The organism is Streptomyces sp. SPB074 (assembly GCF_000154905.1).
Lineage (GTDB): Bacteria > Actinomycetota > Actinomycetes > Streptomycetales > Streptomycetaceae > Streptomyces.
Genome location: NZ_GG770539.1, coordinates 5,803,817 through 5,823,069 on the forward strand (window position 1 = coordinate 5,803,817; position 19,253 = coordinate 5,823,069).

Annotated in this window: 18 protein-coding genes and 1 pseudogene; 9 read left to right on the forward strand and 10 right to left on the reverse strand. The window is 74.3% G+C overall.

Annotation, left to right across the window (positions count from 1 at the left end; genetic code table 11):
* Nucleotides 1–385: 385 nt before the first annotated feature.
* On the forward strand, nt 386–667 hold the full coding sequence (locus SSBG_RS24555; RefSeq protein ID WP_008748764.1) for a YiaA/YiaB family inner membrane protein: 282 nt from the start codon (nt 386–388) through the stop codon (nt 665–667).
* A 94-nt stretch (nt 668–761) separates the two neighbouring features.
* Entirely contained in the window at nt 762–1,415 is a 654-nt protein-coding gene (locus SSBG_RS24560; protein ID WP_008748765.1) for a TetR/AcrR family transcriptional regulator, read from the forward strand.
* A 54-nt stretch (nt 1,416–1,469) separates the two neighbouring features.
* Here SSBG_RS24560 and SSBG_RS24565 read toward each other — a convergent pair whose 3' ends face one another.
* Nucleotides 1,470–1,934, reverse strand: coding sequence for a MaoC family dehydratase (locus SSBG_RS24565; protein WP_008748766.1), 465 nt, complete (start codon nt 1,932–1,934; stop codon nt 1,470–1,472).
* 111 nt (nt 1,935–2,045) lie between these two features.
* Here SSBG_RS24565 and soxR point away from each other — a divergent pair, with 111 nt between their 5' ends.
* Together soxR and SSBG_RS24575 are read left to right on the forward strand one after the other, a co-directional pair.
* On the forward strand, nt 2,046–2,516 hold the full coding sequence (gene soxR, locus SSBG_RS24570; protein ID WP_037870563.1) for a redox-sensitive transcriptional activator SoxR: 471 nt from the start codon (nt 2,046–2,048) through the stop codon (nt 2,514–2,516).
* Between the two features lie 346 nt (nt 2,517–2,862).
* A complete protein-coding gene (locus SSBG_RS24575; protein WP_008748768.1) occupies nt 2,863–3,261 on the forward strand; it encodes a VOC family protein in 399 nt (132 codons plus the stop codon).
* Nucleotides 3,262–3,268: 7 nt separating this feature from the next.
* Here the strand turns inward: SSBG_RS24575 and SSBG_RS24580 are convergent, their stop codons facing one another.
* Nucleotides 3,269–3,856: a hypothetical protein gene (locus SSBG_RS24580; RefSeq protein WP_037870565.1), complete on the reverse strand. Its 588-nt coding sequence runs from the start codon at nt 3,854–3,856 to the stop codon at nt 3,269–3,271.
* 234 nt (nt 3,857–4,090) lie between these two features.
* Here SSBG_RS24580 and SSBG_RS24585 point away from each other — a divergent pair, with 234 nt between their 5' ends.
* Entirely contained in the window at nt 4,091–7,003 is a 2,913-nt protein-coding gene (locus tag SSBG_RS24585; RefSeq protein ID WP_008748770.1) for a penicillin acylase family protein, read from the forward strand.
* 115 nt (nt 7,004–7,118) lie between these two features.
* Here SSBG_RS24585 and SSBG_RS24590 read toward each other — a convergent pair whose 3' ends face one another.
* Entirely contained in the window at nt 7,119–8,366 is a 1,248-nt protein-coding gene (locus SSBG_RS24590; protein ID WP_008748771.1) for an exo-beta-N-acetylmuramidase NamZ family protein, read from the reverse strand.
* 199 nt (nt 8,367–8,565) lie between these two features.
* Here SSBG_RS24590 and SSBG_RS24595 point away from each other — a divergent pair.
* The 3 genes and pseudogenes from SSBG_RS24595 (at nt 8,566) to SSBG_RS24605 (ending at nt 11,604) form a co-directional block, all read left to right on the forward strand.
* Nucleotides 8,566–9,326: pseudogene (locus SSBG_RS24595) on the forward strand (SDR family NAD(P)-dependent oxidoreductase).
* The gene (locus tag SSBG_RS24600; protein ID WP_037871898.1) at nt 9,323–10,975 is read left to right on the forward strand and encodes a class I adenylate-forming enzyme family protein; all 1,653 of its coding nucleotides are present in this window, start codon (nt 9,323–9,325) and stop codon (nt 10,973–10,975) included. Before SSBG_RS24595 ends, SSBG_RS24600 begins: the two are co-directional and overlap by 4 nt.
* A 35-nt stretch (nt 10,976–11,010) precedes the next feature.
* Nucleotides 11,011–11,604: a TetR/AcrR family transcriptional regulator gene (locus SSBG_RS24605; RefSeq protein ID WP_008748774.1), complete on the forward strand. Its 594-nt coding sequence runs from the start codon at nt 11,011–11,013 to the stop codon at nt 11,602–11,604.
* 108 nt (nt 11,605–11,712) lie between these two features.
* On the opposite strand, the gene SSBG_RS24610 is transcribed toward SSBG_RS24605, so the two are convergent.
* From SSBG_RS24610 to SSBG_RS24640, 7 genes are all read right to left on the reverse strand, one after another.
* Nucleotides 11,713–12,927, reverse strand: coding sequence for an acyl-CoA dehydrogenase family protein (locus SSBG_RS24610; protein WP_008748775.1), 1,215 nt, complete (start codon nt 12,925–12,927; stop codon nt 11,713–11,715).
* Between the two features lie 3 nt (nt 12,928–12,930).
* Nucleotides 12,931–13,962, reverse strand: a complete 1,032-nt coding sequence (locus SSBG_RS24615) for a phosphotransferase family protein (protein WP_008748776.1) — start codon at nt 13,960–13,962, stop codon at nt 12,931–12,933.
* A gap of 129 nt (nt 13,963–14,091) precedes the next feature.
* Entirely contained in the window at nt 14,092–14,943 is an 852-nt protein-coding gene (locus tag SSBG_RS24620; RefSeq protein WP_008748777.1) for a phosphotransferase, read from the reverse strand.
* Nucleotides 14,944–14,947: 4 nt separating this feature from the next.
* Nucleotides 14,948–15,235 (reverse strand): DUF202 domain-containing protein, encoded by a 288-nt coding sequence (locus tag SSBG_RS24625; RefSeq protein ID WP_037870567.1) that lies wholly within the window; start codon nt 15,233–15,235, stop codon nt 14,948–14,950.
* Nucleotides 15,236–15,321: 86 nt separating this feature from the next.
* Nucleotides 15,322–15,720, reverse strand: a complete 399-nt coding sequence (locus SSBG_RS24630; RefSeq protein ID WP_008748779.1) for a YidH family protein — start codon at nt 15,718–15,720, stop codon at nt 15,322–15,324.
* Nucleotides 15,710–16,267 carry an NUDIX domain-containing protein gene (locus SSBG_RS24635; RefSeq protein ID WP_037870568.1) on the reverse strand — a complete coding sequence of 186 codons (558 nt, stop codon included), beginning with the start codon at nt 16,265–16,267 and terminating at the stop codon, nt 15,710–15,712. The genes SSBG_RS24630 and SSBG_RS24635 overlap by 11 nt, the downstream gene beginning before the upstream one ends.
* A gap of 56 nt (nt 16,268–16,323) precedes the next feature.
* Nucleotides 16,324–17,229: a DMT family transporter gene (locus tag SSBG_RS24640; RefSeq protein WP_008748781.1), complete on the reverse strand. Its 906-nt coding sequence runs from the start codon at nt 17,227–17,229 to the stop codon at nt 16,324–16,326.
* Between the two features lie 283 nt (nt 17,230–17,512).
* Here SSBG_RS24640 and SSBG_RS24645 point away from each other — a divergent pair, with 283 nt between their 5' ends.
* On the forward strand, nt 17,513–19,174 hold the full coding sequence (locus SSBG_RS24645; RefSeq protein ID WP_008748782.1) for an FAD-binding dehydrogenase: 1,662 nt from the start codon (nt 17,513–17,515) through the stop codon (nt 19,172–19,174).
* Nucleotides 19,175–19,253: the final 79 nt, after the last annotated feature.

Sequence of the window (19,253 nt, forward strand, 5' to 3'; positions counted from 1 at the left end):
CCGAGGCGGTACCGAGCCCGGCGATCCAGCCGTCGAAGCGGAGGCGGCGGGAGGAGACGGACGCGGAGGCCGAATGCGGAGGGGCCGGATGCGGAGAGGCCGGGAGCGGTCATGCGCGGCAGTCTGGCGCCCGGCCGCGCCCGGGGGTCGCAGCACACGCGGGGGAGCGCGGCAGCGGATGGGGGGGCACGGGGACTCGGGCGCGCGGGACTTGGGCGCGCGGGACTCGGGCGCGTGGGGCGAGGCCCCGGTCCGGGAGGCGTCCGCGCGAAGGCGCCCGTACGGAGCGGGGCGTGCCCGTGCTCAGCTCACGGTCGCGCGTGCTCACTTCCGTATGAGTAGCCGCGCGGATGTCCGCGCGGGCCGTGCGCGGCATCCTCGTGCCATGACCGACACACCCGCCAAGGCCGGGCCCACCGGGGCCTATTTCGGCCAGGCCATCGCCTCCTTCGCCATCGCCCTCGTCGCCACGGCGCTCGGTATCCTCCGTCTCGAAGCGGACGCGTGGGTACGGGGTTTCCTCGCCGTCGCCGTCCTCTTCCTCGTCACCTCCGCGTTCACGCTCGCCAAGGTCATCCGCGACCGGCAGGAGGCGGACCAGCTCATCAACCGCGTCGACCAGGCCCGCGTCGACAAGCTCCTCGCCGCGAACGACCCCTTCCACTGAGCCCCGCCTGCGGACCCCGCTCGCTAAGCGCCCGCTCAGTTTTGGGGTTAGGGTGTGACTCCGTGAAGCGGTTCCGTACGGGAAGAGGTGGGCGATGAGCGCGTCGGGGCGGCCCGAGGACGAGTCCCCGGTCGGCGATGCGGAGGACGCGCCCTGGTCGGACGTCACTCCCGACGCGGCGCGGCGGCTGCTCGTCGCCGCCGTGGAGGCCTTCGCCGAGCGCGGTTTCCACGCCACCACGACGCGCGACATCGCCGGGCGCGCGGGCATGAGCCCCGCCGCGCTCTACATCCACTACCGCACCAAGGAAGAACTGCTCCACCGGATCAGCCGGGTGGGCCACGACAAGTCGCTCGCCGTGCTCGGCGAGGCCGCCGAGGGGCCGGGCGGCGCGGCCCGGCGGCTCGCCGAGGCCGTCCGCGCCTTCGTCCGCTGGCACGCCGCGCACCACACCACGGCCCGCATCGTGCAGTACGAACTCGACGCGCTCGACCCCGCCCACCGCACCGAGATCGTCGCCCTGCGCCGCCGCACCGAGGCGGTCGTCCGGGGGATCATCGAGGACGGCGTGCGCAGCGGGGCCTTCGACGTGCCCGACGTCCCCGGCACCACCCTCGCCGTGCTCTCGCTCTGCATCGACGTCGCCCGCTGGTTCAACGCGGCCGGGCGCCGCACCCCGGAGCAGATCGGGGACCTGTACGCGGACCTCGTGCTGCGGATGGTGGGGGCGGCGCCGGAGGAGGGCTGAGGACCCGCCGGTACGGGCCCCGAAGGGCCTGACCCCACCGGTGAGCGGCGGCCCTCAGAGGTAGAAGCGGCTCAGCGACTCCGCGACGCACACCGGCTTCTCGCCGCCCTCGCGCTCCACCGTGAAGGCGACCGCGACCTGGACGCCGCCGGGCACATCGCTCACGTCCGTCACGGTGCCCGTCGCCCGCAGCCGGGAGCCGACCGGGACCGGGGCGGGGAAACGGACCTTGTTCGTCCCGTAGTTCACGCCCATCCGCACCCCGGCCAGGTCCATGAGCTGGGGGGCGAAGAGCGGGAGCAGCGAGAGCGTGAGATAGCCGTGCGCGATCGTCGAGCCGAAGGGGGACTCCTCCGCCGCGCGCTCCGGGTCCGTGTGAATCCACTGGTGGTCCCCGGTCGCCTCCGCGAACAGGTCGACGCGCCGCTGGTCGATCTCGACCCAGTCGGTGTACCCGAGCCGTTCCCCGACCGCGCCTTTCAGCTCCTCCGGCGAGGAGAAAACCCTCGGCTCCGCCATGACTGCCACCCTCCGGCCTTCCGCGAACAATGTCTAAGCGCTTGCTCAGCATTGTCCGTGCGGGCTCCGCTGTCAACGGCGGCGCCCGCCCGCTCCCGTAGGCTGGGCCGGGTGCCGCAGATCCCGGAATCCGTGCAGGAACTCACCGTCGGACAGCTCTCCGCGCGCAGCGGGGCCGCCGTCTCGGCGCTCCACTTCTACGAGGCCAAGGGGCTCATCACGAGCCGCCGCACCTCGGGCAACCAGCGCCGCTACACGCGCGACATCCTCCGCAGGGTCGCCTTCGTCCGGGCCGCGCAGCGCGTGGGCATCCCGCTCGCCACGATCCGCGAGGCGCTCGCGGGGCTCCCCGAGGAGCGCACGCCGACCGAGGAGGACTGGGCCCGGCTCTCGGAGCGCTGGCGCACCGAACTGGACGACCGCATCCGTCGCCTGCAACTCCTGCGCGACCACCTCAGCGGCTGCATCGGCTGCGGCTGCCTCTCCCTGGAGACGTGCGTCCTCTCCAACCCGGGCGACGTGTACGGCGAACGCATCACGGGGTCCCAGCTCCTCCAGGCGCGGCGGCGGGAGGGCAAGTAGGACGAGGAGGCGGGCCCGCCGGGGGAGCGGAGCGACTGCACGCCCTCGCCGCCGCGCGCTCCCGTCGCGGTCGCTTCCGCCCCGGTGGCCGTCGTTGTCCGCGCCGCTCCCGCCACCCTCGCGCCCCCGTCCGCCCGCGCCCCCGTCCGCCCGCGCGCCCCCTCGCCGTCCTCGCGCGGCGGGCGCACCATGCTGATGAGGGCGCGGAACGCGTCCGCTCGCCGTACGCCCGCCCGTCCTCCCTCATCCCGCCCGGCAACCAGCCCCGCATCCGCCCGGCAGCCCGCCGCGCATCCGCCCGGCACCCCGCCCCGCGCCCCGTCCGCCCGTCGTCGCAGGGGCCCCCATGACCCCCGGCGTTCCGCCCGCCCGTCCCCCGCGTCCCGCGCTGTCCCTGAGCGGTGTCGTGCTCGACGCCCCCGATCCGGCGGAACTCGCCGGCTTCTACCAGCGCTTGCTGGGCTGGCCGCTCGCGCAGCAGGAGGAGGGCTGGGCCAAACTCGTGCCGGAGGGCGGCGGGACGGGGATCTCCTTCCAGGCCGAGCCCTCGTACACCCCGCCCGTGTGGCCCGCCGAGCCCGGGGCCCAGCAGATGCAGACCCACCTCGACTTCCAGGTGGAGGACCTGGCGGAGGCCGAGGCGCACGCGGTGTCCTGCGGCGCCCGCGTCGCCGCGTACCAGCCGGAGGACGACGTACGGGTGCTCATCGACCCGGCAGGCCACCCGTTCTGCGTCTTCCTGTAGCCCCGCCTCACACCCCCACCAGCGCCCGCCCCTCCGCGCGCGCCCGCCGTACCGCCGCCGCGCTCAGCGCGGGCAGGGGAACCGTGATGCCGCAGCCCGTGCAGAGCGGCGCCAGCTCCTCGCGCCAGCCCAGCGCCCCGCTCCCGCACACCGGGCAGCGCTCGCCCGGCTCGCGCTCCAGGGCGGCGATGAGCCGCCCGAGCACCTCCGGCAGCGGCGCCTCCGGGTGCGCCCGCGGGTCCGCGCACCAGGCGATGCCGAAGCCGCCCCACGTACGCCGGTGCCAGTCGTCCACCGCCCCCGGGCGGCGCAGCCCCGCCCGCTTCTCCGCCCGGCGCCGGGCCGCGAAGGCCCGCTCGTAGGCGAGCCACACCTCGCGCGCCCGCTCCAGCTCGTCCACCGCGCCCCGCAGCCGGGCGGGATCGGGGGCGCGGTCCTCGGGGCCGAAGCCCCAGCGCGCGCACAAGTGGTCCCACGTGGCCCGGTGCCCGTAAGGGGCGAAGATCTCCAGGCACTTGCGCAGGCTCCAGCGCCGCAGCGCCAGATCCGCCCGCGGGTCGCGGGCCTGTCTTGCGAGACTCCGGAATCCGGCCATCAGCCCTGCACCTCCGTCATCCGTACCGGCACCGCTCGCGGGGTGCCGTCGATCGGACGAGGCAGCCCCGTATTCGGCTCCCTCGAAGAAGGGACGGCTTTGCGACGATCCTGCGAACAGGCCCACCGACCCATCCCCCCACCTGCCATACCGGCGGTAACCTCCCGGTCACCCGCGTCGGGAGCCCCGCTTCCGTCGCGGGCTCCACCCCTGTCGGGAGCGATTGGAGCAAGGATGCCGAGCACCCCCCGCCACGGCCGTTCCACCGGCCGCAGCTCTGCGCGCCACGCCCGTACCGCCTCAGCCCGTACCGCCGTTGCGTCCCGCCTGACCCGCACCACGCGAAGAACCACCACCTTCGTCGCCGCCGCCGTGCTCGCGCTCACCGCGGGTCTGTCGAGCCCGCTCGCGGCCGGGACCGCCGTCGCCGCCGGTGACCCGGACGACTACTGCGACCAGCAGTGCGCGGACATCCTGCCGCCGGGAACCAACGGCAACGCGACGCTCGCGGAGATCCTCGCCCACAAGGTCTTCGGCACCCAGCCCCAGCACGCCGAGGACCAGCTCGCCACCTATGACTCCCTGTCGTCCGGGTACCCCTCCCTCACGGACGCACAGCTCGGAAATTTCTTCGACGACGCCTCCTTCGGGGTGAGCAAGGCGGACACCGAGTCCGTGACCTCGCCGCGCGCGGACGTCACGATCACGCGCGACAAGAAGTACGGCATCCCGCACATCAAGGGCACGACGCGCTACGGCACGGAGTTCGGCGCCGGGTACGCGGCCGGCCAGGACCGCATGTGGCTCATCGACCTCTTCCGGCACATCGGCCGCGGCGAGCTGACCTCCTTCGCGGGCGGCGCCCTCGCCAACCAGGGGCTGGAGCAGGAGTTCTGGCCGCAGGCCCCGTACACCGAGGACGACCTCCAGAAGCAGGTCGACTACATCCGCGGCCACAACGGCGCGCGCGGCGAGCAGGCCATGGACGACGCGCAGGCGTACATCGACGGCCTCAACGCCTACCGCGAGAAGTCCAAGAAGGGCCGCTACTTCCCCGGCGAGTACGACCTCACGGGCAAGATCGACCCGATCACCAACTCCGGCGACATCGAGCCGTTCAAGGTCACCGACATGATCGCGCTCGCCTCCGTCGTCGGCGGGCTCTTCGGCAACGGCGGGGGCGGCGAGGTCGATCAGGCGCTCTCGCTGCTCGCGGCCCAGCAGAAGTACGGCGTCGAGAAGGGCACCCAGGTCTGGGAGTCCTTCCGGCAGCGCGACGACCCCGAGACGGTCTCCACGATCCACGACGGAACGGCCTTCCCGTACGCCGGGAAACCGGAGCACGCCGCCGGGCTCGCGCTGCCCGACACCGGCTCCGTGACGAAGGAACCCCTGCTCTTCGACCGCACCGGCAGCGCCGCCCAGGCGAAGCCCGCCAAGGACCCGGTCCGGGCGCCCCGGAGCCTCAAGCCCCTGCAAGGCGTCTTCGACGACGGCGTCCTGCCGGCCGGTCTGTTCTCCGGCGACGCGAGCGGGAAGGGCATGTCCAACGCCTTGCTCGTCTCCGGCAAGAGGACGGCGAGCGGCCACCCGGTCGCCGTCTTCGGGCCCCAGACCGGCTACTTCGCCCCGCAACTGCTCATGCAGCAGGAACTCCGGGGCCCCGGCATCAGCGCGCGCGGCGTCTCCTTCGCGGGGGTAGGCATGTACGTGCAACTCGGGCGCGGGCAGGACTACTCGTGGTCCGCGACGAGCGCCGGGCAGGACATCACCGACACGTACGCGGTCGAGCTGTGCAACGCGGACGGCTCGGCGGCCACCAAGGACTCCACCGGCTACCGCTATCACGGCGCCTGCACGCCGATGGAGAAGCTGGAGCGCGTCAACTCCTGGAAGCCGACCCTCGCCGACTCGACGGCCAAGGGCTCCTACCGGATGCGGGTCTTCCGCACCAAGTACGGCATCGTGACCCACCGCGCCACGGTCGGCGGCAAGCCCGTCGCCTACACCTCGCTGCGCTCCACCTACCGCCACGAGGCCGACTCCATCGTCGGCTTCCAGATGCTCAACGACCCCGGCTACGTCAAGGACGCCCGGAGCTTCCAGGACGCCGCGAGCCACATCGCGTACGCCTTCAACTGGTTCTACGCCGACTCGCGCGATATCGCCTACTACAACTCGGGCTCCAACCCCGTGCGCGCCGCGAACGTCGACGGCGCCTTCCCGGTACGGGCCGAACCCGCCTACGAATGGCGGGACTTCGACCCCACCGACAACACCTCGGCCCTCACCCCGCCCGCCCAGCACCCGCAATCGGTCAACCAGGACTACTACGTCTCCTGGAACAACAAGCAGGCCAAGGGCTACACGGCCGCCAACCCGAGCCTCGGCTCCGTGCACCGCGCCGACCTGCTGGACGACCGCGTCAAGGCCCTCGCGGACAAGGGCGGCGTCACACGTGCCGCGCTCACCCGCGCGATGGCCGACGCGGCCGTCACCGACCTGCGCGGCGAGGACGTCCTGCCGACGCTCCTGAAGGTGATCCGCAGCCGGCCCGTCACCGACCCGGCACAGGCGGCGGCGGTCCAGCAACTGGAGTCCTGGCTGGACGACGGGGCACGGCGCAAGGAGACCTCGAAGGGCTCCAAGGCGTACGGGCACGCCGACGCCGTGCGGATCATGGACGCGTGGTGGCCGCGACTCGTCGAGGCCGAGTTCAGGCCGGGCCTCGGCGACGGGCTCTACGACGCGCTCACCACGCTCCTCACCGTGGACGAGTCCCCCTCGGCCGCGCACGGCCCGACCGGGGCGCACGCCGGCTCCTCCTTCCAGTACGGCTGGTGGGGCTACGTCTCCAAGGACCTGCGCGCCGTGCTCGGTGACAAGGTCGAGGGCCCGCTCGGGGCCGAGTACTGCGGCGCGGGCGACCTGAGCGCCTGCCGTACGACGCTCCTCACGACGCTCGCGCAAGCGGCCGCCGTACCCGCCGAGCAGGTTAACCCCGGGGACGACTCCTGCAAGGCGGGCGACCAGTGGTGCTCGGACGCGATCATCCACCGCGCCCTGGGCGGCATCACGCACGCGCCCTTCCAGTGGCAGAACCGGCCCACCTACCAGCAGGTCGTGGAATTCCCCCGGCACCGCTGAGACACGATGGAGGCACGGCCGGTACGGCTTCGGCACGGCCGGTACAGGGGCGGGGCGGCGACCACCCGGGCGCCGCCCCTCCCCGTACCCGCCTCCCCGCCCCGTACCCGCCGCCTCACCTGTACAGGAGGTACCTGCGCCGCGTGCGCCGGAAGCGGGCGAGCTCCGCCGCCCACGCCGCCGTGATCGTGTCCGTGTCCGCTCCCGCGTCGATCATCTTCCGCACGGTGGCGGATCCGCTCAGCCGGTCGATCGCCAGGTTCTCGCGCCAGGCGAAGTCCGGCCACACCTTCCTCGCCGTCACGAGCAGAGCGATCCCCGTCCGTACCGGCTCGAAGACCTCGCGGTCGGTGACGTGCGCCTGCACCCCGCCGATCGTCTCGCCCGCGAACTTCGAGAACGAGGGCGCGAAGTACGCCTCGCGGAAGCGCACCCCGGGCAGTCCGAGGGCGTTCGCCGCCGCCGCCCAGCGCGCGTCCATGCCCTTCGCGCCGAGGAGTTCGAAGGGCCGCGCGGTGCCGCGCCCCTCGGAGAGCGTCGTGCCCTCGAACAGGCACGTCCCCGGGTAGACGAGCGCCGTGTCCGGGGTCGGCATGTTCGGGCTCGGCGGCACCCACGGCAGCCCGCTCGCCTCGTAGAAGTCGCTACGCCGCCAGCCCCGCATCCGCACCGTCTCCAGCCGGACCGGCTTCGCCAGGAACTCGCCGTTGAAGAGCCCCGCGAGCTCCGCGACCGTCATCCCGTGCTGCTGCGCGATCGGCTTGCGGCCCACGAAGCTCGCGAACTCCTCGTGCAGCACCGGCCCGTACGCGTCCCGGCCGCCCAGCGGGTTCGGGCGGTCGAGCACCACGAACCGCTTTCCGGCGAGGGCCGCAGCCTCCATGCAGTCGTACAGCGTCCAGATATACGTGTAGAAGCGCGCGCCCGCGTCCTGGATGTCGAACACCACCGTGTCCACGCCCGAGGCCGTGAAGATGTCCGCGAGCGCCTGACCGCTCTTCAGGTACGTGTCGTAGACGGGCAGCCCGGTCGCCGGGTCCGTGCTCCTCCCCTCCGAGCCGCCCGCCTGCGCCGTGCCCCGGAAGCCGTGCTCGGGTCCGAAGACCGCCGTGAGCCGCACGCGCGGCTCGGCGTGCAGGACGTCCACGAGGTGGCGCAGGTCCCGCGTCACCCCCGTCGGATTGGTGACGAGACCGACCGTTCTGTCCGCGAGCAGCCGGTAGCCGTCCGCCGCGAGGACCTCGAAACCGGTACGGGTGGTGCCGCGCGACGAGGCGACGGCGGAGGGGCCGGGCGCCGCGGCGAGCGCGCCCGCGCCCGCGAGCCCGCCCGCCGCCAACAGCCCTCTTCTGGACAGGTTCATGCCATGCCTTCCAAGATCGCCGGGTACGCGTGTGCCCCGCACGCTAACCCCTGGCGCCGCGCGCGACCATGCCTGCCGCACCCCCGTCGCACCCCTTCCCCCACGACATACCGACTGGTTAGTCTGCCCGGGAAGGGCCGGGACGACAGGCAGGGCCTCCCCGGTCCGCTCCGCAGCGCCGAGCCGAAGGAGACCGTTCGTGGAACCCCTCAAGGACGCCGCCGTCGTCGTGACCGGCGCGGGAGCCGGGATCGGCGCGGCGCTCGCCCGCCGGTTCGCCGCCGAGGGCGCGCGGGTCGCCGTCAACGACCGCGACCCGGCGCGCGCGGCGGCCGTCGCCGGGGAGACGGCGGTATCGCGGTCCCCGGCGACGCCGCCACCGTCGCCGCGGCCGCCCGCGAGGCCCTCGGCGGCCGCGTGGACGTCTACTGCGCCAACGCGGGCGTCGGTGACCCCGGCACCGAGGCCGCCCCGGCCGAGGCGTGGTCCCGCGCCTGGGAGCTCAACGTCATGGCCCACGTGCACGCGGCCGAGACCCTGCTCCCCGACTGGCTGGAGCGCGGCACCGGCCGCTTCGTCTCCACCGTCTCCGCCGCCGGGCTCCTCACCATGATCGGCTCCGCCCCCTACAGCGTCACGAAGCACGGCGCCCTCGCCTTCGCCGAGTGGCTCTCCGTCACGTACCGCCACCGCGGCCTGCGTGTCCACGCCGTGTGCCCCGAGGGCGTCCGCACCGAGATGCTCGACGCGGCCGGGAGCGCGGGCGACCTCGTCCTGCGCCCCACCGCCGTCGAGCCGTCCGACGTCGCCGACGCGCTCCTCGCCGCGATGGCCGAGGACCGCTTCCTCGTCCTCCCGCACCCCGGCACCGCCGATCTCTACCGCGCCCGCGCCACCGGACCGGACGCCTGGCTCACCTCCATGAACCACCTGCAACAGAAGTGGGAGGCCCGGCGGTGACCAGTTCCCCCTACGCGGCGAAGCCCTGGCTCGGCGTCCTCACCGAGGTCCAGCGGCAGCCCGTCAGCCCGCCGCGCTCGACCGTCCACGCCTTCCTCGCCGTGGCCGCCGCGCACCCCGAGCGCACCGCGCTCGCCTACTTCGACGACCGCCTCACCTACGCCGAGACCGAGGTCCTGTCGGCCTCCGTCGCCGGGCACCTCGCCGCGCGCGGCATCCGCCCCGGCGACCGGGTCGCGCTCATGCTCCAGAACACCCCGCACTTCGTCCTGGCGCTCCTCGGCGCGTGGCGCGCGGGCGCCGTCGTCGTGCCCGTCAACCCGATGTACACGACGGGCGAGGTGCGGCGCGTCCTCGGGGACGCGGGCGTGAGCGCGCTCGTCTGCGCCGACCGCGCCTGGGAGGCGTACCTGCGCGAGGCCGTCACGGGCACCCCCGTGCGCTTCGCCGTCACCGCCGACGAGCACGGCTTCCAGACCCGCGAGGACCCCCGCGTCCTCACCTGGGACCCGCTCCCGCCCCCCGCCGACACCGAGGACCTGGAAGCCCTCGCCCGCGCCGGGCACGCCGCCCCCGACCTCGTCCTCCCCGGCGGCGCCGACACCGCCCTCATCAGCTACACCTCGGGCACGAGCGGCACGGCCAAGGGCGCCACCAACACGCACGCGAACATCGCCTACAGCGCGGAGCGCCAGCGCACCGGTTCCGGCATCCCCGAGGGCGCCGGCTACTTCGCGCTCGCCCCGCTCTTCCACATCACCGGCATGGTCTGCGAACTCGCGGCCTGCCTCTTCAACGCCGGGACCCTGATCCTCACCTACCGTTTCGAGCCCGGCGCCGTGCTCGACGCCTTCGCCGAGCACCGCCCGGCCTGCACCGTCGGCCCCGCGACCGCCTTCATGGCCCTCGCCGCCCGCCCCGAGGCGAGCCGGGACCACTTCGCCTCCTTCACCTACCTCGCCTCCGGCGGCGCCCCGCTCCCGCCCGCCCTCGTGGACGACTTCGCCGAGCGCTTCGGCCCCTACGTCCACAACGGCTACGGCCTCACCGAGTGCACCGCCCCCTGCGCCTCCGTGCCCCCGGGCCGCCGCGCGCCCGTGCACGAGGAGTCGGGCACCCTCGCGGTCGGCGTGCCGGGACCCGAGACCGTCGTGCGCATCCTGGACGAGGAGGGGCGCGAAGTCCCGCTCGGCGCGAGCGGCGAGATCGTCGTGAGCGGCCCGCAGGTCGTCCCCGGCTACTGGCAGCGCCCCGAGGCCACCAGTGAGACCTTCCCCGGCGGCGAACTGCGCACGGGCGACATCGGGATCATGGACGCGGACGGCTGGCTCTACGTCGTGGACCGCAAGAAGGACATGATCAACGCCTCGGGCTTCAAGGTCTGGCCGCGCGAGGTCGAGGACGTCCTCTACACCCACCCCGCCGTCCGCGAGGCCGCCGTCGTCGGCGTCCCCGACCCCTACCGGGGCGAGTCCGTCAAGGCGTACGTGAGCCTGCGCCCCGGCAGCCCGGCGGACGCCGCCGCGCTCGTCGCGCACTGCCGCGAACGCCTCGCCGCGTACAAGTACCCGCGCGAGGTCGAGATCCTGCCGGAGCTGCCGAAGACGACGAGTGGGAAGATTCTGCGGCGGGAACTGCGTTCCCGTTAGAACGAGCGGTACGAGAGCGAGAGGCGGCGGCAGCGGTGGCCAGGACGACGGAGGGGGACGGCACCCCCGTGCCCCAGCGGCTGCTCGCCGCCGCGACGCGGCTCTTCGCCGAGCAGGGCTACGACCGCACCTCGGTGCAGGAGATCGTGGAGGCGGCGGGCGTCACCAAGGGCGCCCTCTACCACTACTTCGGGTCCAAGGAGGACCTCCTCCAGGAGGTCTACGCCCGCGTCCTGCGCCTCCAGCAGCAGCGCCTGGACGCGTACGTGAACGGGGACGGGCCGGTCGCCGACCGCCTGCGCGCGGCGGCGGCCGACGTCGTCGTCACCACGATCGACAACCTGGACGACGCCGCGATCTTCTTCCGCTCGACGCACCACCTGAGCCCGGAGAAGAACAAGGAGGTGCGCGCCGAGCGCCGCCGCTACCACGAGCGCTTCCGCGCCCTGATCGAACGCGGCCAGCAGGAGGGCGTCTTCTCCTCGGCGACCCCCGCCGACCTCGTCGTGGACTACCACTTCGGCTCCGTCCACCACCTCGCCACCTGGTACCGGCCGGGAGGCCCGATGGGCCCCCAGGAGGTCGCCGACCACCTGGCGGACCTGCTCCTGAGAGCACTGCGGCCGTAGCGAAAATCCAGCAAGTTCACCGCATTCAAGCCCGTCCGGCGTTTGAGGACACCGCGCGCAGCGCGAAAGGGGGCCCGCCCCGCGAGGGGCGGACCCCACGGCCCGGGTTCACCCGAACCGCTTCAGCTCCCTTCGCGCCAGCGACCGCTGGTGCACCTCGTCCGGCCCGTCCGCGAGCCGCAGCGTCCGGGCCGCCGCCCACAGCTCGGCCAGCGGGTAGTCCTGGCTCACCCCGCCCGCCCCGTGCAGCTGCACCGCCTTGTCGATGATGTCCACCACGGTCCTCGGCGTCGCGATCTTGATCGCCTGGATCTCGGTGTGCGCCCCCTTGTTCCCCACCGTGTCCATGAGCCACGCCGTCTTGAGCACGAGCAGCCGCACCTGCTCCACGGCGACACGGGCGTCCGCGATCCACTCGCGCACCACCCCCTGCGCCGCGAGGGGCTTCCCGAAGGCGGTGCGCGACAGCGCCCGCTCGCACATGAGGTCGATCGCCCGCTCGGCCATCCCGATGAGCCGCATACAGTGGTGGATGCGGCCGGGCCCGAGCCGCGCCTGCGCGATCCCGAAGCCGCCGCCCTCCTCGCCGACCAGGTTCTCCGCCGGGACCCGCACGTGGTCGAAGACGAGCTCCGCGTGGCCGCCGTGCGCGTGGTCCTCGAAGCCGTACACCGACATCGCGCGCCGCACCTCGACGCCCGGCGTGTCGCGCGGCACGAGGATCATCGACTGCTGGCGGCGGAGGTCGGGCCCCTCCGGGTCCGTCTTGCCCATCACGATGAAGACGGCGCAGTCCGGGTTCATCGCCCCGGAGATGTACCACTTGCGGCCCGTGACGACGTAGTCGCCGCCGTCCCGCTCGATACGCGTCTCGATGTTCGTCGCGTCCGAGGAGGCGACCTCCGGCTCCGTCATCGCGAACGCCGAGCGGATCTCGCCCGCGAGCAGCGGTTCCAGCCAGCGCTTCCGCTGCTCCTCGGTGCCGAACTGGTGCAGCACCTCCATGTTCCCGGTGTCGGGCGCGGCGCAGTTCGTCGCGAGCGGCGCGAGGTGCGGGCTGCGCCCGGTGATCTCCGCGAGGGGCGCGTACTGGAGGTTCGTCAGCCCGGCCCCGTACGCGCTGTCGGGCAGGAACAGGTTCCACAGGCCCCGCCGCCGCGCCTCGGCCTTCAGCTCCCGGACGACGTCCGTGGTGCGCCACGGCGAGTCGAGCGCGGCACGTTGCCCGGCGTCCGTCCTCTCGGCCGGGTAGACGTGCGCGTCCATGAAGGCGAGCAGTTCCGCCCGCAGTTCCTCGGTGCGCGCGTCGAAAGCGAAGTCCATCGATCAGCCCTCCTTGAGGGTGGTGAGGCCGTGGCGCAGGAAGACGGGGACGAGTCCGCCGATGCGGTCGAAGCCCGCGCCGACCGTCTGCCCGCGCGTGAAGCGGTAGTGGATGCCCTCCAGGATCACGGCGAGCTTGAACCAGGCGAAGGCCGTGTACCAGGACAGCGCGGAGACGTCGCGGCCCGAGCGGGCCGCGTACCGCTCGATCAGCTCGGCGGGCAGCGGGTGCCCCGGCGCGGACGCGCTCGTCGAGACCGGCGAATCCGGCAGCTCCAGCGGCGTGCTGTACATCGCGAGGAGGCCGAGGTCGGTGAGCGGGTCGCCCAGCGTGGACATCTCCCAGTCCAGTACGGCGGTGATGCGGTCGTCCTCGTCCACGAGCACGTTGTCGAGCCGGTAGTCGCCGTGCACGACCGCCGGGGCGGGGGAGCGGGGCAGCCGGGCCGCCAGCGTCTCCTGGAGCTGGTCGATGCCCGGCAGCGCGCGGCTGTGCGAGGCGTCGAGCTGCTTGACCCAGCGGCGGAGCTGCCGCTCCAGGAAGCCGTCCGGGTGCCCGAAGTCCCCGAGGCCCACCGCCCCGGGGTCCACCGCGTGCAGGTCCACGAGCGTGTCCACGAGCGAGAGCACGGTGGCGCGGGTCCGCTCCGGGCCGAGCGCGGCGAGCTGCCCGGCGGTGCGGTAGGGGGTGCCCGGTACGAAGTCCATGACGTAGAACGGCGCCCCGAGCACCGCCTCGGCCGTCTCGCCCTCGCACAGCAGGACGGTCGGGGGCACGGGTACCGGGGTGCCGGCGAGCGCCGTCATGACGCGGTGCTCGCGGCGCATGTCGTGCGCCGTCGCGAGGACGTGGCCGAGCGGCGGGCGCCGCACCACCCAGCGGCGCGCCCCGTCCGTCACCGCGTACGTCAGGTTGGACCGGCCGCCCTCGATGAGCCGGGCCCGCAACGGGCCCGTCACGAGGCCGGGCCGCTCCCGGTCCAGGTACGCGCGCAGCCGCCCGGGGTCCAGCCCCGGCGGTGGCTCCTCACTCATCCCCGACTCCTTCGCTCACTGGCATCGCACGGCGTCGGGATCATCATGCCGACTAGTCGGTATGTCGTCCAGGGGCGGGGACGGCCGGCCACGTGATCCACCCCACGGGCCGGTGGCACGCGGCGTGCCTCAGCCCTCCCGTCCGAGCGGCGCGTCGAGCCGCGCGGCCTGGGCGCGCACCGTGCCGCGCGGGTTGCGCGGGCGGGCCGGGTCGTCGCGCGTGAGCATGAGCAGCCAGACGAGCGCGAAGAGCCGCCTGCATTCCAGGAGCCTGACCCGCTCGCCCGCGTCCATCGGCACGAGGCCGAGGAACTCCTCGGTGTCGAAGACCGTCCCCGGATCGACCCAGGCGCCGACGTGCTCGGTGATCTCGGCGAGTTCGAAGGCCCGGTCGCTGCGGCCCGACTCCTCGAAGTCCACGACGCGCACCCGCTCCCCGTCCCACAGGAAGCTGGCGAGGTTCCCGTCCCCCTGCCCCAGTACGGGTTCGAGCCCGGCCTCCTCGGCCACCGCGGGCCAGGGCCGCTCCAGCCACCGCATCCCCTCGGCGAGTACGGCGGCCACCCCGGGCTCGCGCGCGGCCGGGGTGCGGCGCGCGTACCACTGCCGGACGCGCGCCGTGGCCTCGGCGCGTCCGGCGCGCCGTTCGGGCAGCGCGGCCGCGGCGGCGGGCGGCACGGCGTCGAGCAGCCGGGAGACGGAGTCCGCGAGCGCGAGGAGCGGCGGGCCCGCCACGGGCGTGCCGCGCAGGGGCTCGACGGGCAGCCGGGACATCACGAGGTCCGGGTGCCTGCCCCGGGTGCGGCGCAGGGGGCGCGGGGCGAGGCCGGGCGCGTGCCGCTGGAGCAGGGAGAGGGCCCGCCACTCGCGCTCGGCCGGTTCGGCGTGCGTGTCGCGGTACCGCTTGGTCACCTCGTCGGAGCCGAGGCGGAGTTCATGTGTGTGCCACCGGGGCGTCGTGCGCCGTACCCGTACCGTCACACCGTCAGAGGATCACAGGAACGGCCGCGAGCGCCAGGGTTCCGGCGCAGCAGGCGGCGAGAAGCGCGTACCGGGGCGGCAGCGGGCCCGGCCGGGGGGCCGCGAGGTCCCGCGCGCGCCGCGCCGCGAGGGCGAGGAGCAGCAGGACGGGCACGACGCCGGCCGCCCAGGCGAGGGGCACCCCGTGCGCGAGGGCGGCCTTGAGCGCGAGGACCCCGGCGACGGTCGCGGAGAGCGAGGTACGGCGCCAGGCGAGGCGGGTCCGCTCCGGCTGGAGCCCGGGATCGCGCACCGGGACCCCAACGCCATTGCCGCCTGTACCGCTTGTACCGCGCCCGCCGCCCGTACTGCCTGCCCCGCCAGGCGCGCCCGCCCCGCTCACCCCGCGAGCCCGAAGACCACGACGACGACCATGACGATGGCGACCGCCGCGATGACGCCGCCGAGCACGACGGGGAAGCGGGTCACCGGCAGGTCCTCGCCGCGCCGCATCGCGCGCTCGCAGCGCAGCCAGTGCGCCACCGCGCGCACCGCGCACAGCACCCCGCAGCCGAGCAGGGCCAGCGCGAGCCCCACGCGCCAGCCCCAGCGCAGGTCGGGAAGGAACTGGTCGACGGCGAAACCGCCGCCCACCAGGGCGAGCGAGGTGCGCAGCCAGGCGAGGAACGTGCGCTCGTTGGCGAGCGAGAAGCGGTAGTCGGGCGTGGTGCCCTCGCGGGTGACCCGGGCGGGGGAGAGGAGGCGCCGCAGCGCCCCCGCGCGCGGCTCAGCGGCCATCGTGCGCCCGCAGCCGGTGGTACGCGGCGAGGCCGTCGGGCACCCAGGGCCACTCCCCGATCCTGGCGGCCAGCTCCTCCTCGGTGAGGAAGGCGTGCCAGGCGACCTCCTCGGCCTGCGGCGCGACGGGCAGCGCGCAGCGCACGTCGTAGACGGCGGACCACCAGGAACCGGCGGAGGCGTCCTCGTACAGGAAGCGGAAGGCCGGTACGGGCCGGTCCAGCCCGCTCACCCCCAGCTCCTCCTCCGCCTCGCGCAGCGCCGCCTCGTCGTAGGACTCGCCGGCCCCCACGACCCCGCCCACGAACATGTCGTAGTGCGAGGGGAAGACGAGCTTGCCCGGTGTCCTGCGGTGGACGAAGACCCGCCCGCGCGCGTCCCTGACCCGGATGAACACGCACCGGTGCCGCAGGCCCCGCGCGTACACGTCCCCGCGCCGGGCTTGGCCGGTCACCCGGTCCTCCCGGTCCACGACGTCGAGGATCTCGTCCGCCGGATCGGCGGGAGGCCGGTGCGGATCGGCGGGGGGCTGGTGCGCGAAAGCCATGAAGCCATCCAACCACCGCGCCCCGGCCACCGCCGCGCGCCCCTGGCCGCGCGCCCTCAGCCCGGTTGCAGGTCCTTCTCCGGCCTCGGCGGCTCCGCCTTGCCCGAGGGCATCGCCGGGTGCCGCCCGAGGAGCACGATGCCCGCCACGATCGCCGCGAGCCCCGCCGCCTCGCCCGCGAGGGCCCCCGCGTCCATGCGGAGCCGGTCGCCCAGGAAGCCGACCCCGCACACGATGCCCGCGAGCGGCTGGGTCGCCGAGAGCGCGGGCAGCGAGGTGCGCAGCGGGCCCGCCTCGAAGGCGCTCTGCACGAGGACGAGCCCGCTCACGCCGAGCGCGACGACGACGTACGGCTCCCACGTCAGGACGAGCGCGCGGATGCCGCCCTCGCCGAAGACCTCGCCGCTCACCCGGGTCAGGGCGTCCTGCACTCCGTACAGGAGCCCCGCCCCGGTGGCGAGGAGCGCGGGCGCGGCGGTGAGGCGGGAGCGGCGGGCGTAGGCGGCGAGGAGGAACGCGATCCCGAGCATGAGGCCGATGATCAGCCAGCGGCGCAGCGGATCGGTGATCGCGTCGCCCCCGCGCGGGCGGCCCGCGAGGACGAAGGCGGCGACCCCGCCGGTGAGCAGGACGAGACCGCTCCACCCCTGCCGTCCCAGGGGCTGCCCCGTCTGCCAGCGCGAAAGGCCCATCGCGAAGAGCAGGTTGGTGGCGAGGAAGGGCTCGACCAGGGAGATCTCGCCGTCGCCGAGCGCGAGAGCGCTCAGGACCATGCCCGCGACCATGAGGCCGATGCCCGCGAGCCAGCGCGGTTTGCGGACGAGGACGAGCAGGATGCGCGGCGAGAGGAAGTCGCCCGGCGGGGCGTGCTGCGCGGCGTTCTGCTGGAAGACGAAGCCCGTGCCCAGGCAGAACGCGGCGGCCACCGCCAGGACCAGGACCAGTACCGACACGTCGCGCACCTCAACACCGGGTGGGGGGTGGCTGCCGAGCCGACGATATCGCCCCCGCGCCCGTTTCGCCCGGCGGGTACCCGCTGCCGGAGGGCTGACGCCCGGGCGCGCGGGCGGCGGGCGCGGCACGGCTCCCCGCGCGGTGCGGCGGCCTCCGGACGGTTGACGCGCCCGGGCGGCCCGGCCAGGATGCGACGGGAACTGACCCACCGGTAACCCCCGCCGGGCAGGCGGGACCCGCCCCCTCCAGGAAGCCCCGCGCCCGCGGGCCGCACAGGACAGGAAGAGCCGCATGGCCTACGACGCGGACGTCATCGTGATCGGCGGGGGGCTCGCCGGGCTCGCCGCGACCGCCGAACTCGCGGACGCGGGACGCAAGGTGATCGTCCTGGACCAGGAGCCCGAGCAGTCACTGGGCGGCCAGGCGCACTGGTCCTTCGGCGGGCTCTTCCTGGTCGGCTCCCCGGAGCAGCGCAGGCTGCGCATCCGCGACAGCCGGGAGCTGGCGCTCCAGGACTGGATGGGCACGGCGGGCTTCGACCGGGACGAGGACCTGTGGCCGCGACGCTGGGCGGAGGCGTACGTGGACTTCGCGGCCGGGGAGAAGCGCGCCTGGCTGCACGCGATGGGCGTGCGGCTCTTCCCCGTCGTCGGCTGGGCCGAGCGGGGCGGCTACGACGCGGGCGGCCACGGCAACTCCGTACCGCGCTTCCACATCACGTGGGGCACCGGCCCCGGGCTGCTCGCCCCGTTCCTGCGGCGGGTGCACGAGGCGGCGGCGCGCGGGCTGGTCGAGTTCCGCTTCCGGCACCGCGTCACCGGCCTCGGGCGCGGGAACGGGGGCGGGAGCGTGGACACGGTGAGCGGCGAGATCCTGGAGCCCTCCGGTGCCGCGCGCGGCACCGCGAGCAGCCGGACCGTCACGGGCTCCTTCGAGCTGCGCGCGCAGGCGGTGATCGTCACGACGGGCGGCATCGGCGGCAACCACGACCTCGTCCGCGCCGCCTGGCCCGAGCGGCTCGGCACCCCGCCCGAGAAGCTCCTCTCGGGAGTGCCCGCGCACGTCGACGGGCTCATGCTCAAGATCGCGGGCGACGCGGGCGGGCACCTCATCAACGGCGACCGCATGTGGCACTACACCGAGGGCATCCAGAACTGGAAGCCGATCTGGGCCAGGCACGGCATCCGCATCCTGCCCGGGCCCTCCTCGCTGTGGCTCGACGCCGCGGGCAGGCGCCTGCCCGTCCCGCTCTTCCCCGGCTTCGACACGCTCGGCACCCTGGAGCACATCATGGGCACGGGCCACGGCCACACGTGGTTCGTCCTCAACCAGCGGATCATCGGCAAGGAGTTCACGCTCTCGGGCTCCGAGCAGAACCCGGACCTCACGGGCAAGTCCGTGCGCGGCGTCGTCGAGCGCGCCCGCGCGGCGGTCCCCGCCCCGGTCAAGGCGTTCATGGACCACGGCGCGGACTTCGTGGTCGAGAAGGACCTCGGCGCGCTGGTGCGGGGCATGAACGCGCTCACGGACGAGCCGCTCATCGAGGAGGAGGCCCTGCGCCGGGTCCTGGTGGAGCGCGACCGCGAGATCGCCAACCCCTTCACGAAGGACCTCCAGGTCACGGCGATCCGCGGTGCCCGCAAGTTCCTCGGCGACCGCCTCGTCCGCGCCGCCGCCCCCCACCGCGTCCTCGACCCGGCGGCGGGCCCGCTCATCGCGGTGAAGCTGCACATCCTGACCCGCAAGTCCCTCGGCGGCCTGGAGACCGACCTCTCCTCGCGCGTGCTCACCGAGGCGGGCGACCCGCTGCCCGGCGTCTACGCGGCGGGCGAGGCCGCGGGCTTCGGGGGCGGCGGCGTGCACGGCTACCGCTCCCTGGAGGGCACCTTCCTCGGCGGCTGCCTCTTCTCGGGCCGCACGGCGGGCCGGGCGGCGGCGGAGGCGGTGGCCTGAGCAGGTGTGGCCTGAGGAGGCACGGCGCCGCGGTGGCACCAGCGGTCGGTGCGGACCCCGGCGTGCCGTACGTGTGAGG